This is a genomic window from Paenibacillus sp. UNC496MF (assembly GCF_900113915.1).
Taxonomy (GTDB): Bacteria; Bacillota; Bacilli; order Paenibacillales; family Paenibacillaceae; genus Paenibacillus_Z; species Paenibacillus_Z artemisiicola.
Genome location: NZ_FORE01000026.1, coordinates 23,861 through 41,029 on the forward strand (window position 1 = coordinate 23,861; position 17,169 = coordinate 41,029).

At 50.3% G+C, this 17,169-nt stretch carries 15 protein-coding genes; 5 read left to right on the forward strand and 10 right to left on the reverse strand.

The annotated features are described in order from the left end of the window. Positions 1 to 358 precede the first annotated feature (358 nt). The 3 genes from BMZ79_RS32935 to BMZ79_RS32945 are packed head-to-tail and all read left to right on the forward strand — an operon-like array spanning position 359 to position 4,256. Entirely contained in the window at positions 359 to 1,942 is a 1,584-nt protein-coding gene (locus BMZ79_RS32935; RefSeq protein WP_090649365.1) for a spore germination protein, read from the forward strand. Between the two features lie 18 nt (positions 1,943 to 1,960). Then, positions 1,961 to 3,067 (forward strand): GerAB/ArcD/ProY family transporter, encoded by a 1,107-nt coding sequence (locus BMZ79_RS32940; protein WP_177222468.1) that lies wholly within the window; start codon positions 1,961 to 1,963, stop codon positions 3,065 to 3,067. After that, positions 3,057 to 4,256 carry a Ger(x)C family spore germination protein gene (locus BMZ79_RS32945; RefSeq protein ID WP_090649372.1) on the forward strand — a complete coding sequence of 400 codons (1,200 nt, stop codon included), beginning with the start codon at positions 3,057 to 3,059 and terminating at the stop codon, positions 4,254 to 4,256. Before BMZ79_RS32940 ends, BMZ79_RS32945 begins: the two co-directional genes overlap by 11 nt. 385 nt (positions 4,257 to 4,641) lie before the next feature. Here BMZ79_RS32945 and BMZ79_RS34055 read toward each other — a convergent pair whose 3' ends face one another. After that, on the reverse strand, positions 4,642 to 5,109 hold the full coding sequence (locus BMZ79_RS34055; protein ID WP_143089195.1) for an HAD family hydrolase: 468 nt from the start codon (positions 5,107 to 5,109) through the stop codon (positions 4,642 to 4,644). Positions 5,110 to 5,689: 580 nt separating this feature from the next. Between BMZ79_RS34055 and BMZ79_RS32955 the strand changes: the two genes are divergently transcribed. After that, positions 5,690 to 6,421, forward strand: coding sequence for a histidine phosphatase family protein (locus BMZ79_RS32955; protein WP_371263836.1), 732 nt, complete (start codon positions 5,690 to 5,692; stop codon positions 6,419 to 6,421). A gap of 9 nt (positions 6,422 to 6,430) precedes the next feature. On the opposite strand, the gene BMZ79_RS35765 is transcribed toward BMZ79_RS32955, so the two are convergent. The 8 genes from BMZ79_RS35765 to BMZ79_RS32995 all read right to left on the reverse strand — a co-directional run bounded on the left by BMZ79_RS35765 (position 6,431) and on the right by BMZ79_RS32995 (position 15,630). Beyond that, the gene (locus BMZ79_RS35765) at positions 6,431 to 6,598 is read right to left on the reverse strand and encodes an HAD family hydrolase (RefSeq protein WP_090649378.1); all 168 of its coding nucleotides are present in this window, start codon (positions 6,596 to 6,598) and stop codon (positions 6,431 to 6,433) included. Positions 6,599 to 6,748: 150 nt separating this feature from the next. Beyond that, complete coding sequence (locus tag BMZ79_RS32965) at positions 6,749 to 7,330, reverse strand: P-loop nucleotide/nucleoside kinase family protein (protein WP_090649381.1); 582 nt, start codon at positions 7,328 to 7,330, stop codon at positions 6,749 to 6,751. Positions 7,331 to 7,509: 179 nt separating this feature from the next. Further along, positions 7,510 to 8,343, reverse strand: a complete 834-nt coding sequence (locus BMZ79_RS32970) for a carbohydrate ABC transporter permease (protein WP_090649384.1) — start codon at positions 8,341 to 8,343, stop codon at positions 7,510 to 7,512. A gap of 26 nt (positions 8,344 to 8,369) precedes the next feature. Continuing rightward, the gene (locus BMZ79_RS32975; RefSeq protein WP_371263837.1) at positions 8,370 to 9,326 is read right to left on the reverse strand and encodes a carbohydrate ABC transporter permease; all 957 of its coding nucleotides are present in this window, start codon (positions 9,324 to 9,326) and stop codon (positions 8,370 to 8,372) included. A 21-nt stretch (positions 9,327 to 9,347) separates the two neighbouring features. After that, on the reverse strand, positions 9,348 to 10,673 hold the full coding sequence (locus BMZ79_RS32980; RefSeq protein WP_090649387.1) for an ABC transporter substrate-binding protein: 1,326 nt from the start codon (positions 10,671 to 10,673) through the stop codon (positions 9,348 to 9,350). A gap of 104 nt (positions 10,674 to 10,777) precedes the next feature. Further along, positions 10,778 to 12,376 carry a response regulator gene (locus BMZ79_RS32985; protein WP_090649390.1) on the reverse strand — a complete coding sequence of 533 codons (1,599 nt, stop codon included), beginning with the start codon at positions 12,374 to 12,376 and terminating at the stop codon, positions 10,778 to 10,780. Beyond that, positions 12,354 to 14,123: a cache domain-containing sensor histidine kinase gene (locus BMZ79_RS32990; RefSeq protein WP_090649393.1), complete on the reverse strand. Its 1,770-nt coding sequence runs from the start codon at positions 14,121 to 14,123 to the stop codon at positions 12,354 to 12,356. The genes BMZ79_RS32985 and BMZ79_RS32990 overlap by 23 nt, the downstream gene beginning before the upstream one ends. Positions 14,124 to 14,772: 649 nt before the next feature. Further along, complete coding sequence (locus tag BMZ79_RS32995; RefSeq protein WP_090649395.1) at positions 14,773 to 15,630, reverse strand: SDR family oxidoreductase; 858 nt, start codon at positions 15,628 to 15,630, stop codon at positions 14,773 to 14,775. Positions 15,631 to 15,869: 239 nt separating this feature from the next. Between BMZ79_RS32995 and BMZ79_RS33000 the strand changes: the two genes are divergently transcribed. After that, positions 15,870 to 16,412 (forward strand): TetR/AcrR family transcriptional regulator, encoded by a 543-nt coding sequence (locus tag BMZ79_RS33000; RefSeq protein WP_256253312.1) that lies wholly within the window; start codon positions 15,870 to 15,872, stop codon positions 16,410 to 16,412. A 484-nt stretch (positions 16,413 to 16,896) separates the two neighbouring features. Here the strand turns inward: BMZ79_RS33000 and BMZ79_RS33005 are convergent. Beyond that, on the reverse strand, positions 16,897 to 17,169 hold a 273-nt coding region (locus BMZ79_RS33005), incomplete at its 5' end, for a GlcG/HbpS family heme-binding protein (protein ID WP_143089197.1).

The window sequence follows — 17,169 nt, forward strand, 5'->3', positions numbered from 1 at the left end:
TTCAAATTCCTTGCGATACTCGCGAATGACCCCGGACAGAATCCTTCTTTGCCCGGGCTCATCGTCGATAACCAATACACAAAGCACTATACTCTCCTCCTATTACGGATGTCTTGCAAGGCTATATTCACATCAACACTAAGCCCTCTTCCCTGTCAGTCGTAACGTCTTCAGGGTAATGAGGCGATGCATCGCCAATAAGCCCGTCCGTATAATAAGAATATCAAATTTTTACTTGGCCGCAGGTATGAGGGAAATATTGAATTTTAACCAAGGAAAGCAATAAATGGATAATGCAAGCAATTCCGGGCAAGGTAGTACCATCATCCCTTAACCACTGCCTAAGGAGATCTTTGTTATGAAATTCCGAAAATACCCGTCCGGCACGGGTACCGAAGCCGCTATTCGTACCCTTCATCAGCCTACCGACTACAATCATCCGATAAGCTCGAGCATGTCGACAAACGAACAACGGTTAAGAGCGATATTCCATGATTGCTCCGATGTTGTATTCCATAGCGCTCCAATGCCCATGCAGATCGAAACGCTTGCCATCTATATCATCGGTTTACCTGATACGAAACATCTCGATGAATTGATTTTGAATCAACTGGTCGCCGGTCATGCGCAGGCACAGTCGACGTCCGACCGTTTGGACGGCATAGGCTCTGTATTTCAAAAGAGGCTCGTTCCGGTCAGCATGTCCAGAAAGGTTACATTGATCTCTGAAGTCGTCGATGGCGTGTTGAAAGGCGAAGTCGTTTTTTTATTTGAAGGCGAATCCCATGGACTTGCCGCAAGCGTTCCTGGATCGGAAGGAAGAGCGATCGAAGATCCACCTTCGGAGCCGGTCATTCGAGGCCCTCGCGAAGGTTTCGTGGAAAGTTTAGTGACGAACACCAGCTTACTGCGCAAGCGGCTTCGGAGCGCTCATTTAAAAATCGAGACGTTCTCGATCGGCACGCTTTCGCATACGGAGGTCGCGCTCGTCTATTTGAAAGCCATTGCGGAGGAGGAACTGCTCCATGATGTTCGCAGCCGGCTTCAGCAGATTCAAATCGACGGAGTACTGGAGTCCGGGTATATCGAGGAATTCATAACGGATACCCCTTATTCGCCATTTCCCCAAATCCAGAATACCGAACGCCCCGATGTCGTAATCGGGAGTCTTCTTGAAGGCAAAGTAGCCGTTTTAACCGAGGGGACGCCTATTGCATTGGTGCTGCCGATGACCTTTTGGACCGGGTTGCAGGCAAGCGAGGATTATTACGAGCGATCGATGATTGCGACGCCCATTCGTTGGCTCCGCATCTTATTCATGTCCGTCTCCTTATTTCTGCCTTCCTTATACGTTTCCTTGGTCAGTTACGACCATCCGGCTCTGCCGACAAACCTCCTCCTTAGCATCGCGTCATCGCAGCGTCTCTCCCCTTTTCCCGCGATCATCGAGACGCTTCTGATGGAGATTACGTTTGAAGCCTTGCGCGAAGCGGGCGTCCGGCTCCCGAAAGGCGTCGGCTCTGCCGTTACCATCGTTGGCGGAATCGTCATTGGTCAAGCCGCGGTTCAGGCCGGTTTTATTTCGGCCCCGGTGGTGATTGTCGTAGCCACAACCGGAATCGCGTCGTTCATTATTCCCCGTTATAATTTCGGACTTGCGTTTCGCTTGTTACGATTCCCGCTGTTATTGCTGGCTGGTTTTATGGGCTTTTTTGGTTTAATGATCGGCATTCTCGCCATCATCATCCATTTGGCCGCGCTGCGTTCTTTCGGGTTGCCGTATCTATATCCGGTGGCACCGCTCTCGCCGGAAGGATTGAAGGACGTGTTCATTCGTAAAACGTGGTTCAACATGGGCACGCGGCCAAAGCCGGCCAACACGCAGAATCGCTTCAGAATGTCACCGGGGCAGCAGCCCGATTCTCGCAATCAAGGCGAATAAAACGCGGAGGTCGAGATGATGCCAACAGAGAAAATCTCCCAATGGCAATTTATGATCATTATGAGCGTTTCCGTACTAGGGACTGAAATCTTTAATATTGCGGCTTTTCCCGCGCAATTCTCCAAGCAGGACGCATGGTTGTCCATTCTGATAGCACCAGTCACAAGCATTTGGTGTATCTTGGTTTCGACTGCATTGGCCGCCCGTTACCCTAAAATGACGCTCATCGAGTACAGCAGATGCATTCTAGGGAAATGGTTCAGCCTATTCGTTGAAGCTTTTTATCTATGCCTGCTCTTTGTATACACGAGCGTGATCGCGAAAGTTATCGTGGATCTCATCTCCTTGATCTCTCACCCGCTCACCCCTCACGTCGTGCTTCTACTCATGCTGTTCGCCATTTGCGGGGCAGCGGCATGGTGCGGGATCGGCGTCATAGGCCGATGCGGCGAAATGATCTTTCCGATTATGGTCGTCATCGCTTCCTTGATCTTTCTGCTCACGATCCGCGACTGGAATGCGATCTATCTGCGCCCGGTCGCGGAAAATGGGCTGGTCTCCATCCTGCGGGGAGCCTCGGTGCCCAGCGGATGGCTGGGCGAGGTCATGCTCATCGCGTTCTTGATTCCCTTCATGAATCAACCTAAACGAGCGCGCAAGGCTTCCTTGTACACGACGGTCATCATTACGCTCTTTATGCTGAAAACGGTACTCGAATGCACGCTGGTCGAAGGCCCGCTCGTGTCAGAGTTTCCGTTCCCCTATGCCGCGGTAATTCGCTATATCAGTTTAGGCGATGTGCTGGAGAGGATTGATCCCGTTTTTCTGCCAATTTGGGTCTCCGTAGGCTTCTTGAAGTTGGCCACTTTTCTTTTTGTTACTTGTCTTTGCGTGAGTCGGATGTTTAAAGTCGAAAATCAACGCACATTATCCCTGCCCGTCATGCTGATCATTTTTATTGGCACGCTTTGGACGATGAAAAGCTCCTCCGGGATGGATGCGATTTTGCGGTTTTACTTCTATTCGTTTCCGATTGCCAGCTTTATTGGAGCCAATCTAATCCCGACGATGCTATTGGGCATTGATTGGATCCGTTCAAACCGGAGGATTGTATATGATGAATAGACACCTAATCGTCGTCTTGGTTATCGCAAGCTTACTCGCGACGACCGGCTGCTGGGATCGAAAAGAAGTAAAAGATTTGGCGATCGTTACCGCAACCGGTCTGGATCTCAATCCGGATGGCACCTTGACGCAAAGCGTCCAGATCGCGATTCCTTCACCGATGCAATCCAGTGGAGGCAGTAGCAATCAGAAATCATTTTTCGTCATTGGCGCAAAAGGAAAGACGCTGGCAGATACGCGACAACAATTGCAGCAAAAAATTCATCTCAAGCTGTACTATTCGCATCGAAGAGTCATCATCATCGGCGAACGGATGGCACGGCATGGACTCGACCACGTTTTTGACAGTTTTCATCGCGAAATCGATATGCGGATGAGGAATATGGTATTCGTTGCCAAAGGGTCAGATGCGGCTACGATCTTGAATTGTCCGGTAACGCTCGAATCCATTCCGGCAGATCAATTTCAAGATCTGCATATGCAGCCTTCCGGGATAGCATCAACGATCATGAATTTCGATGCGATTGCCGCATCAGAAGGAATCGAACCGGTCATGGGCGCTTTCGAGGTCAATCAAGAACAAGGGTCCACCCAATCTAGAGCGTCGGCTGCGACAATTTCCGGACCGCGCATTAAATTATACGGCGTCGGTATCTTCAATCATTTAAAGCTAGTCGGTTATTTTAATGATGACGAAACCCGCGCCCTGAAATGGGCTACGGCAAATATGATGGATGCTTATTTGACCACGTACGTCCCGCAAGGACACGGCAACGTCAGCGTGCATATTCTCTCGTCCAAACACAGCATTCGCCCCGAAATAATCGGCAAAAAGATCCGCATGCATATCTCTGTACAAAGCAATTGCGAGCTAATTGAAAACGGGACCGACCTGGATTACACTCAGCCCCTAAACGTACGGATGGTAAATGCGCTTCTCTCCGCTCAGGTTAATCGCGCCGTCGACTCTTCCGTCAAGAAGAGTCAGCAGCTTTATAAGGCCGATGTGTTCGGATTCGGGCGCATCCTTCATGCCACCCATCCTCGGGAGTGGAAACGACTAGCCTCTTCCTGGGAAGACCTCTATCCGCAAATCGACGTCTTAACTCATGCGAATGTATCCGTCATCGGAACGGGGTTCGCAAAGAGACCGCTGCATCGAAATGTTGAAACGAGAGAAGGCAAATAATGCAAATTCTAAACGTACTCTTATTTTTGGCACTGTTGTCTGCCGTAACTACCATTCAAGTCCGCAGGCTGTTCCGTAAACACGAGGTGACAGCGGGCGTCGCCTATCTTGGATTAATGTCCGTTGCAGCCGCGATGTACGCAGTTGTCATCTTGAGCAAGAAGTTTCCATTCAGTCCTTTGAGCCTTTTACAATTTCCATTCGAACATATTGGGAAGTATCTTATTGGTCCATAACATCCATAGCAGCGAACTGAGGATGTTCAAAACAATGGCAGAGCAGCTCCTGCACGCGCTGCAGCCCTCCGCCGCCGTCAGGTGCTTCTTCCCGTTTTCGTCCATAAAACTCAACCATCAAGCCTCTAACGGAATTAAAAACCGTTGTTTTATTTTCTAAGAGTAGGGACAAGTCTATGGTGTTGCAATAAAAGGTCTAGTCCGTCTGCAATATTATTTACAACGATATGGCTAGCCATTAAGGTTACCGTTGCGCATCCTTCTTTGCCAACAATTGCAATTGCCAGATCAGCTTGCCGGAACATTAACTCATCGTTGACACCGTTGCCCATAACTGCAACGCCTTTTGGAGAGAGATTACAAACATAACTGCGCTTTTTCTCTCGCTGGTCATCTTGACTAATAATCTGTAGTATTACAGGCAATCCGGCGCATTCTCTTGCTGCACTTCCATTACTATCCGCAGTTAATACATGGATCGTAAACAATTTCTCTAACTTTACAAGTCTTTCCCTTACACCCTGTTGCAGTTTTCCATCCAAAGCTATGGTTCCGTTAAAGTCTAATACTAGATGATGAATACGAATTTCTCTTTCTCCTGGGATGTGAATTTGCATAATACACTGCTCCTATGTATTCATGTAATTGTTACTCCACAGTCCTTGTACTCAGTGTAGCACGTGTATTCTAACTGCACAATTTTAACAACCGGCTGAGTTTATTTAATCCGGGCTTGGTTTTTCTCGCGCTTGACCAAGTAAATGACCCCGTTAAAGAATTCCACTTAACCATTAACGCATTTCCTGCGCTAGTATGCTCACATGGGCCATGTAACGTAGGTTTCGGAAATACTCCTGAATTTCTCCATCATAACCACCCTTGATTTTCGTACTTGGAAATATATTCTTCTTCTTTATTATGGCGTATTCGCGAAATGATCCACATCAATTACTGGTTCAAGCTCCCGAACGGGCAGAAAGGCCGCAGGAAGTTCGCTATCGTGATCGTTACAGCTCCAACAGCCTTCAACCATGAATTCAACCGGCTTGCTCACTCTTAATATCCGCACGTTCAGTTGCGAATCGAATAAAATGTGTTGAATAATTATGACGGTTGTTTAGTGTAATGCCACACTTTGAGGAGAGTTCACTTTTGACTTATCTACTAATCAATGGAATAGTATGGGATTTCGAAAAGATGGAACTGTATCACTTTAGACAGGCAGAGCTATTCGAACGCTTGAAATCGGCATCGGCTGCCGATCCGATTTTATGTAATGAGTATGCCGAGCAACAGTTTATGAATATGGCTTTGGCTTACCGATATAAAGCAATGGCAGCAAAACAATATCGCAACCCATTCGCAGCCGCTCATAGGTCGCTGTTAGATGATCTACGTAGAGGGGGTTATATTCTTTATACAAGGCACGGAGAAGCAACTGTAGGAGAAGATCAACCAAACTTGAATTTTCAGGATTGTATGACTCTACGAAATCTTTCCGACGAAGGAAGACGCCAAGCAATCGCCTACGGGGAGACAATTCGGAGATTACGCATACCCGTTTCCTTGCCGGTAGAAGCCAGTCCTTTTTGCAGGACGATCGAAACGGCAACGCTGGCATTTGGAGGAGAGAATGTACAAGTCGACGCGACCGGATACGATATATATAGGCTGAGCGGTAGCTTGAGTCCCGGTGAACAGTCAACTATATTAAATAAACTCGGAACGGTATTGGGAAAACAGCCGCCCCCGGGAAGAAATCAAATAATTATCGCTCACAGTTTTCCGGCAGGGGTTGGGTTGGGTCAAATTCCGAACCTTGGAACCGTTGTAGTGAAGCCAAACGGATTTGGTAACGGATATGATCTAGTCGACAAACTATCCCTGGAGGAACTGGGAGGCCTAGCCGACGAAAACCGATCATTATAGAACTTTGGCTCATTGATTGGCCGCTCTGGGCGGTCGCGCCGTGGCGACGATAATATGGATTCCCGAATCATAACACCGTTTAACAGCCTCGCAATTTCTAGACGATATGGAGTTGTCGCTGCCGAGCAATGTTCCGTCCAGATCTAATACAATTGCCTGTATGACCGACATCTGCATCTCTCCTCCAATTAATTCTTCCAATAATAAGCTAAGTCCAGGAAAGATGCTAGACTCATGATTGAATTAATCTGCCCGTTAGCGCAACGACGGCAGCCGATCGTTATAAGGCCGGCTGCCGTCGTGTCATAATTGAGCTATCGTGTCCCGTTAGCGCAATAAACTTTCTTGCGTGAAAAGAATTCGCTGGAGTAAGTCAACATAATCCAAACTGCGGGGTGTTGTTGTGTTGATTCTATGGACTGTACCACCAATAGCAAGTGGCGTAAGATTTTCGTGTAAGAGTCGTTCTTTGTTTTCATCTTGTTGAATCCATTCCAGATCACGATGTCCGATGTGTCGTTCTGTTGTCCCTATACGAGCAAGGAAACGCTCCAAGAGAACCTTTCCATCCCCGTTACACATGATTTGAAATGGCTCAAAATCGTAAGCCTCTTTCAATTTATGAAACTCTGCACTTCTTAGTTCCGGTCGACCAAAAAAACCTTCGATTATTAAGGACTTCCCGGCTGATAGTAATGAACTTGCGACTGAGTATAAGAGGGTAAACGTTGCAGGTGCTATCAACGGCGGACACCCATTCTCTTGACATTCTAAGGCATCGTACAGGGTCTCATATAGACCGTCTCGGGAGATTACTGGAAACCGCGCGTCTTTAGAAAGTCGCTTTGCTAAAGTTGTCTTTCCTGAGCCAGGAAGTCCATTGACGATAATTAACAATGGTTTTTCCAAGTCGTATGACCTCCAATAACATCATTCATCGATTTAAAACGCTCACACCAATATATCCATTGAGGAGCATACTTGTTTTCGTATACCTTTCCCCGGTCATTGAAAGAGCGACGTCTTACTCTGCAGCCGGAAAAGGAGCCCCCGGGAGGACCCCTTGCTTCCGATTGCGATTTAAACCTTCAGCCTTTGATGCCCGAAAGCGTTACGCCCTCGATAATATACCGCTGCCCGATGATATAGACGATGAGCACCGGTATAAGCGCGATCGCCGCTCCCGCCATCATCAGGGTCCAATCCGTCGCGTACATGCCCCGGTACAGGTTGAGCATCATCGGAACGGTGAACTTATCCGGGCTGTTGAGGAAAATCAACGGATTAAAGAAGTTGTTCCACATGCCGAGGAAGGTGAATATCCCCAGCGCCGATAAGGCCGGCTTGATCAAAGGCAGCATAATCCGCAAGTAAATCGTCCATCGGTTCGCCCCGTCCACGATAGCCGCCTCTTCCATCTCCTTGGGAATGCCTTTGAAGAACTGGCGTAGCAGAAACACCCCGAAGGCATTCAGCAAAGCAGAGGGAACAATGATCGACAGATGGGAATCCAGCCAGCCGATGTTCTTCATAATGAGATACAGCGGAATAATCGTAACCTGTCCGGGAACCATCATGGTGGCCAGAAACATCAGAAACAGCGGCTCGCGCATGGGAAAACGGATCTTGGCGAACGCATAAGCGGCCATGGAACAGGTTAGCAGCTGCGACAGAACGACGATCACATTAATATAGAAGCTGTTGAAGTATGCCCGGCCAAATGGCAGCGCCGTCAGAGAGTCCTTGAAGTTGGACCAGACGAAGGGGCTTGGAATCCACTTCGGCGGCACGATGAATACCTGCGATAAATCCTTCAACGCGCTAAGCACCATCCAGACGAAAGGGAGTGCCATTACGCAAGCCCCCAGAATCAGCACAAGATGGAGCGCCAGGGTGGAAATACGGATGCCTTTTAGCTGCATATCGCTGCTCCTCCTTACCGAATCTATTAGTCCTCGTAATGTACCCAGCGTTTGGATATGCCCATTTGAACCAGTGTCAGCGACAAGATGATCAGAAACAGGATTACCGCAGCCGCCGTGCTTTTGCCAAATGTAAAATCTACAAACGCGGTCTCGTAAATATGGAACACAATGGTATAGCTAGCCTTGGCCGGTCCTCCCGAGGTCATGACGAAGGACTGGTCGAATACCTGAAAGGAACCGATGATCGACATGATGGTGACAAAAAAGGTGGTCGGCGAAATCAAAGGAATGGTAATATGGCGCAGCTGCTGCCACTTGCTTGCTCCGTCAATCTGGGAAGCTTCATAATAGCTTGCCGATATGCCCTGCAGACCCGCAAGAAACAGCACCATATTGCCGCCAAGCCCCATCCAGATGCTGAGCATCGCGATGGACGGCATCACAAAACGCGTATCCGTCAGCCACATCGGCCCTTTGATCCCGAACCATTCCTTCAAATACAGATTGATGAGCCCAAAATCCGCGTTGAACAACCACATGAATACGACGGCTACCGCAACCGACATCGTGATGTTCGGCATGAAATAGATCAGCCGGTAGATCACCTTCCCCCTTACCCGGTTGAGCCCGATCGCGACGAGCAGAGCCAGCAAAATGCCGGTCGGCACCGTCAGCAAGGTGTAATAAAGCGTATTGACAATGGCGATCCGGAATTCTTCATCCTTGAATTGGGAGATAAAGTTATCCAATCCGACAAATGACCGCTCTCCGAAGCCATCCCATTTCATCAAACTCAGCACAAATGCCATAATGAGCGGAAGCAGCGAGAAACAGAGCAGCCCGACGAATTGCGGGAAAATGAAGAAGTATCCCCAGAAGCGGTCCGTTGTCTTGTTATTCAAGGGCTGCCGTTGCGGGCCGATTTCCGGGCTTATGGTGCCTGCTGCCTGTGCTTGCCTGGTATTCACATCCATCGTCATCCCAACTTTCTTTTGCTGGCCTTATTTCTTCTTATATTCGTCGATTTTTTTGTTGGCAAGATCCTGAATCTCCTGCATGGCCGTATCCAGATCCTCGTTTTTGAGCCATAGCGCTTCAAAGCGGGAATTAATGTCTGCGCTGAGTCCGGGAATGCCGGCTTCGGCAGGCGTCAGCGCATAGCCGACTTCCCGGGCATCGAGAAACAGCTTCGCATGCTCCGGCAGATTGCCTTCCAGCACGACATCGTCCGCTCCTTTGACGGACGGAACCGCGTTGCCGCCGCCCTTCAGGCGATAGATCTGGCCTTCTTTACTGACGAACTCCGTCAGGAACTTGTAGGATGCTTCTTTTTGCTTGGACGCTTTATTCAATACCATATAAGCAGTGGGGATACCGGCTGGCTCGATTTTGTTGCCTGTATTGGTCGGCCAGGTTACCACGTCATATTCGAGACTGGCATTTTTCTTGAACAGCGGGAGGTACCAGCGTCCGGCGCCGACAAATCCGACCTGATTGGACATGAACATGGCATCGCCGCCTTGACCTTTGGGAAGCGTACCGGAGAACGTAATATTTTTGGCCTTCACATTGTCATAGAGGAACTGGAAGGCTTCCTTTGCTTTGGGATCGGAGTTGCCGACATAGGCTCCGGACTCGTCATATACTTTACCGCCGTTTGCGGTTACCCAGCTGTGGGTGCTGTTCCAGGAATTATCCAGCACATAGCCGTATTTGCCGGTCGTGCGGATTTTCTCGGTCATCAGCTTGAATGCGTCCCACGTCCATTCGCCCTTCTCCTGAAGATCTGCAGGCATATCCGTGACGCCTGCATCCTTCAGCACCTTCTTGTTGTACCAGAGAACCATGGGATTACAGTCCACCATGATGCCGTAAATTTTGTTGTCGCGCTGCGCTGCGCCCCACAGTCCTTCGAAGTAATCCTCCTTCTTCAGCGTGCTGCCCGACACTTCCATCAAGGGTGTCAGCTCTTCAATGCTGCCATTCTCAATCAGCTTCACGATGAAGGCATCACCCGCATAAAAGATATCCGGCGCTTTGCCGCCCGTAAGCTGCGTGAGGATTTTCTGATCGTATTCGCCAGGGATCGGAATGAGCTCGGCTTCAATATCGGGATGCTTGGCGTTAAAATCCTTGGTAAATTCCTGAAATCTTGTCAATTCGCCAGGATTTCCCCATGTCGCCCAGGTAATTTTCACTTTCTCCCCTTTGGGCGGCGCTGTATTTCCCCCTTCGGTCTGACCTTCTTCATTGCCTGCCGCACAAGCCTGCAGCAGAATCGATAGAGTAAGAACAAGAGCCAGCAGCGACCATTTTTGCTTTTTCATTACGAATTCCTCCTTTAAATTGTCCACCCATGCCCCACCTCTACGAATGGAAGCGCTTTTAGTATAAAATACGAGATTTTTCAACAAAACGGCTTTTGTTCCGATCATGTGTCTTGTTTTCCGCTGTTTGCTTCTCCTCCCGGTTTATGGGGCTGTCCGTGATATTCGCCCGGCGAAAGCCCGACAATTTTCTTGAACTGCTTGCTGAAGTGCTTGACGTCGTTGAAGCCCGACTTTTCCGCGACCTCATAGACCCTCAGCGTTGACTCCGTGAGCAGCTCCTTGGCCCTGTTGACCCGCAGGGCAATCAGATAATCGATAAAGTTCTTCCCCGTCACCTTCTTGAACATTTCGCTGAAATAATTCCGGCTGACATTGACTTCATCCGCCACCTGCTGAAGGGAAATCGCCTCGGTAAAATGCTCCGTCATGAACTGCACCGCCTGCATCACAATCCGACCGTGAAGCGTGATGTCCGGAATTCCGGAGTCGTCCGGCACCGGCCTGCCGCTAAAGCAGGCCTCCACATGCTCCGCAATATCTGCCGCAAAATCAAGCTTGCTAAGCTTGCGAATATGATGCACCATCGCCGTATCGTTATGCTTGCTTAACGTGAGCAGGCTGAGCATCTGCTCGGCTTCAACAATGACCTGCTGCTTCGTCTTGAATTGGCGGCTCCAATGGCCGGTGATCCGCTTCAGCTGGAGCAAGGCTTCGCAATGATTCTCCACGGCCAGCGCTTCCTTGAGCAGATGCAAAATGTCGCCATGATCGGGAAGAGGCTGGCGAGCTGGCTGAGGCCTTTCCTCCGCCGTCACGATGCTGCCCGGACCGTAAAAGAATGTATCCTCGAGCGCCTGCTGCGCTTCTGCAAAAGCAGCCTGAAGTTCCCGCAGATCCCCATGCAGCCGGCTGATCCCAGCCGTATACACATCATCGGCCAGCTCCGCGCCCCGGACGGCTTGGCCGACAACCTCCTCCGCCCGCCCCGCCGACAATACCCGTTCGGGAATAACCGCTATCAGCAGATCCGGGTGGATTGCGGCGGCAGCGGGAGCTTCCAACCTTTCATACAAAAGGGTCTTCATGGATTCAATCCCCCGCCCCAGCCGGACTTCAGATTCCAGAGCATGCGGCTTGATGCCATGAACCTGAAGAACAGCCATGCCGTAACGATGCGGAGTATCCGTCAGATTCACGATCAGCGAAGCACAGGCCTCCTCATTGCCGCGAACGGCCTCAATCAACAGCTTCTCCAGCTCTTCCTGCTGTTCGGCAAGCTGTTTGTCCCGATACTTCTCGAGCAGCTCCCGATTCGCCTGCTCCTCCCGGAGCTGCACCCGCATCTGGTCGAGAATCGTCTTGAGCGAATTCGCGTTCAATGTCGGTTTCAAGATATAATCGGACGCGCCCAGCCTGATCCCTTCCCGCACATAATCGAAATCGCTATGGCAGCTGAGCAGCAGAACCTTGACCCAAGGACACAATTCCCGCGCCCGGCGCGTCAGCTCGAGTCCGTCCATCACCGGCATGGCGATATCCGTAATCAGAATATCCACTTCCCCGTTCTCGAGCCACTTCATCGCACGCATGCCGTTTGCGGCTTCGCCCACCAGCCGGTAGCCGTTTCCCTCCCAATCGAACGTCGCGCGAAGTCCGGCCCTGGCCATGAATTCATCGTCAACGAGCAGCACTCTGCACATATTTGTCCTCCTTTCTCCGCGAGAACGTAATCAGCACCGAAGTGCCTTCCCCTTCTGCGCTGGACACTTTTACCCCGTAGGCACTACCGTAATACAGCTTGACCGTTTGATCCACATGCCGCAGCCCGATGCTCGTCATCCCTTTCGTCGTACGCTCCTTGCTGCTGATCAGCAGCTGGCTGATCAGCTCCTTGTCCATGCCGACTCCGTCATCCTGGATCCGGATATGCAGATCCTCCCCCAGCTGCCGAACCTGGATGGCGATCGTCCCCTTCTCCTCCTTGGGAGCAATCCCGTGGAAGATGGCATTCTCCACGATCGGCTGCAGCAGCATGCGGGGGATCGGAACGTCGAGCAATTCTTCCGGACAGTCGGTATACAGCTCAATCTTGTTCTCGTACCGGTATTCCTGGATAATCATATATTTCTCCAGAAGCTCAAGCTCACCGCCGATGGTGCCGAACACGCCTCCCCGTTCCAGGCTCCCTTCCAGCAGCTGAACCAGCGTCGTAACGGCATTATCCACATCATTCGTGCGGTTGAGCTTGGCCATCCAGCGAATGGAGTTCAGCGTATTGTACAAGAAATGGGGATTGATCTGGTAGCGCAGTGCCCGGATTTCGGCCTTCTTCTTCTCCGATTCCTCTTTCGAGATACGCTCGATCAAGAGCGCGATCTGTCCGATCATTTTGTTGAAGCTGCGCCCCAGCTGGCCAATTTCGTTTCGTCCGATGTGACCGCTTCTGACCGTCAGATCCCCGGCTTCGCCCTTCTTCATCAGCCGGCTAAGGTTAACGAGCGGATTGCCGATTATGCGGATTCCGAATACCCCCATGCCGATAGCAAGCACGATGGCGCCCAACGCGATCCAAAGCGTAAAATTGCGGATGCTAGCGGAGTCTGCGGTCAGCTCCTTCAGCGGAACAACACCGACTACATGCCAGCCGTTATCCAGTTTCTCGGGAATAACCAGCGTTTTCTTCTTATCGCTATCCCGCATCTTCTCCGTCAGCTCGATCCTTGAGGCTTGTCCGTATTCCGCCGGGTCGGGGTGATAGAAATAACGGTTCTCGTCATTGGTCACATAGATATAGCCGGTATCTCCGAACTGCACGCGATCAAGCTCGTCAATGAGCAGATCGGCCATGATTTCATAGAACATCACGCCGATGATCTCCCCCGTCTCCCAGCTGCGGATGGCGCGGCCCAACCCGAATACGGGAAAGCCCGTTTCCGTTTTCTTCAGGTATGAGGTTTGCGAAATGCCGAACCAGACCGTATTGCCGTTCGCCTTCAGGATGGCTTCATACCAGTCCGAATCCCATTGATCGGGGACGGACATGAGAGAATCTCCGCTGAACACGGAGTTGTTGCGTTTTACATCGAAGATGTAGATGTCAAGAATTTCCGTGGAATTGATCATAATGGATGTTAGCAGCTCTTTGCTGTTCTTCACCATCTCATTGAGTTCGTAAGGGGTGACATCCGACTTTTGCTCCAATACTTCCTGAATGAGCTTGCTGTTGAGCACCATCATGGAGGAGTCGTCAAGCTTCTTGAAGAACAGATTCAGTTTATCGCTGACCTGCGTGATGGTAAGGGACGCGACCTTGCTAACCTGCTCCTCCACAATAGCCGAAGATTTGTTATAGGACAGGAAGCCCATCACAAGTACCGGAAGCGTCATGCCGATAAAACAAAACAAAAACAGCTGATTAACGATCGAATGCAGATGCCGAAATCGCATGAGGATGTATCCTTTCCAGTCAGATTTGATTATCCGCTTACAGCTTTGAGACTTTACCTCCCTTCTGTGAAAGCAAGGGTGCTCGGGACAAAATAAATCCCCTTACCACCTCATTGCTAATGATCGACCCCTTAAATTCGCCAATAGCCGGATTTCCCCTTCATTGGTTGCCATTTTCAGTAAAATAGGAAGAACAAGCTTCGCCGTCCTGAAGGGGGAACCCCCCTATCCGTACCGGGTAAAATTCATAAAAAAAGAAACAGGCTACTTTTCGGTACTCCTGTTTCTTATTCGAAATCGATTCTGCCTGGATCAAGCCGGTCATCCTACCGGCAGCGAGTATGCCGCTTCCCAGATTCCTCCCAAACGCCGCTTAAACTTAAAAAACGGCTTCTCGCGTTAGGCGAAAAGCCGTTTGTGCTAAGCTGGCGCGTCTGTTAATTAAAACTGCCCGTTACTTCAAGGATTAAGAGCAACTGCCGGCGGCAAACTGCTCGATGCGTTCAACTATCGTGTCCCGTTAGCTCCATGAACATTAGCTATTTCTCGAGAATTACTAATGAATAAACAGCGGCACCGCATTCGCCTCCATGGTTTTAGGGCCACCCTAGAGGGATGGCCCTTTCGTTGCACGAATTTCACAGCGCGTCTATAAAGGTAAAGACACTTTTAAAAAGTCGTATAACGTCAACGGAGGTCGCCCGATCAGGTCCGCTAAAGCGTTACTCGTTTGCGCAAAGTCCCCGTTACGGCTGGCACGGAATAAACCCAAGGTGATGGCAATGCGCGCTTCCGGAAAACCTTGTGCTGTCAGATGCGCCCGGTACGCTTCGTCCGTTACGACCTTACGATAGATAGGCCGGCCGATGATATCCGATACCATCGCCGCAACCCCCTCCATATCAATCGCTTTAGAGGCCGTTAGATTCGGAGAGGGTCCATCCCAGTTCTTCTCGGTTAAGATCACTGCCGTAGCTTGGGCCAAATCCGAGTGCGTTGTCCAGGCAATCGGACCGTCCTCGGGAACAATCAACTCGCCCGTGTTGACGGCATCGCCTATTAATCCAACTAATGAAGAGGCATAAAAACCGTTGCGAAGAGACGTGTGGCGCATACCCGACTCTTTAAGCAAATCTTCTGTCGCTCCATGGTGAACCATAGGCGGAAAATACGACGTCGAAGAAGAGCCCATATGACTCGTGTATAGAACCCGTGCGGCGCCGGATTTCTTTGCTGTTTCAATCGCGGTTTGGTGCTGACGGATCCCCGCGTCTCCCAACATACCGGTTGAGACAAAGAGAACTTGTGACGCGCCTTCAAAAGCATTCAGCAAGCTCTCCGCCTCAATGAAATCGCCATGACGAACACGTACGCCGCGCTCCTTTAAATCCTGCGCCTGGCTCACATCCCGAACACTGACACCAATCTGCGCAGCCGGGAGGCGTTTAAGCAGCTGCTCGACCACGCCCCTGCCTAACCTGCCATTCGCTCCAGTAACGATCAGCATGTTACTCTCACCCTTTCTTCTCGGTAAAAAATTTGCTAACGATACGGATTTGTGTAACCATATATCGCATAAGTAAAAGATAAAGGGTTGGAGACCGGTCAACAATCAGCAAAAGGCCGGTTTCGTTGCGTTCCCAACACATTCGCCGTTTTGTTTGTTTTTGAGATCCGAAGAAAGAGTGGTATAGCATGCCGGTAAATCCTAGCGATCTCCGTGTAAAGAGAACCCGCCAGTTGTTTATGCAAGCCTTTAACGATTTGCTTGACGAGAAGAGAAACATCTATTCCATCTCCGTTCACGACATTGCGAATCGAGCGGCTGTCAACCGCGCCACCTTCTATGCCCATTATGAAGACAAATTCGCGTTTCTCGCTTATTGGATGACCGAGAAGTTTCAACTTATTCTCCAAAAAAGACTGCCGGATGATGCCGCCTTCAGTCCGGATAATTTGTATATCCTTGTTCAGACCGTCTTTCAATTTCTAGTACGATTTCGACAGTACCTCACGCCGGGGGACAAGCAATTTGAGCCGCTGCTGGAGAACGCCATGCAAAAGGAATTGTATCGTCTCCTGCTCCAATGGTTAATATCGGGGCCTAAACGGAACGGCTTGCAAGAAAATCGGGAAGCCACGGCTCTTGTGGTCAGTTGGGGCATATTCGGGTCGGCCCTGCAGTGGAGCAGGGAGATTCAAACTCGCACGATCGAGTCAATGGTAGGAGAGGTAATTGAAGTTGTAACGGTTAATTTAAGCGCTTTTTGGGAGCAAGGAACCGGATGAGCTACGGGCGCGTTGTGGGCGATAGGCGGCGCCGGTGGTTCGTCAGCCGCCCCGGATTGCCCGGACCGTTGTCGCGGATCGACAGCAGCATCCGGCCGTCTTCCCACTTGCCCTCGATCAGTCACCCCTGCCAACCGTCGGGAATGAGATTAAGTTCTTGTCAATTTCGGAAACGGGATCAAGTTCTTGTCATTTGGTTTTGACGAGAACTTGATCCCATAACTACAAAAAGCCGCGAATATCGCGGCCTTTACGATTACCTCGCCGAACGCTACCGCTTCCTTGCAGCTGCCCATCTTTTACCCCGTGTCGCGCCCATATTCCCTGAACCAATTGAAAGAATTCCAATGCCTCTTTGCTCGGGGAAGGCGATTTGGTGTAAAAGTTTCTACCATGACGGCCTATGTTAAATTCGAATGTTGAGTTTGGAACAAAGAAAACCCGCCCTTTTTGAAAAGGCGGTAAAATTGTCTCTTTTGTACTGCTATTTCATTCCGACTACAGCGGCGAACGCTTGAACGGCGGCATTGGCCACTTCCATGTCTTGCTCCATGGTGCCTCCGGCGACGCCGATACCGCCGACGGTCATGCCTTCGTGAACGAGTGGGATACCGCCTCCCAAGACGGTGACTGTCCCTTGGTTTGTCGTGTTGACCCCATAGTGTTGACCGCCGGGAAGCGCCGACTGGGCTAAGTTAGCCGTGGGCATTTGCATGGCTACGCTCGTCCAGGCCTTCCCCTTGGAGATTTCGATCCC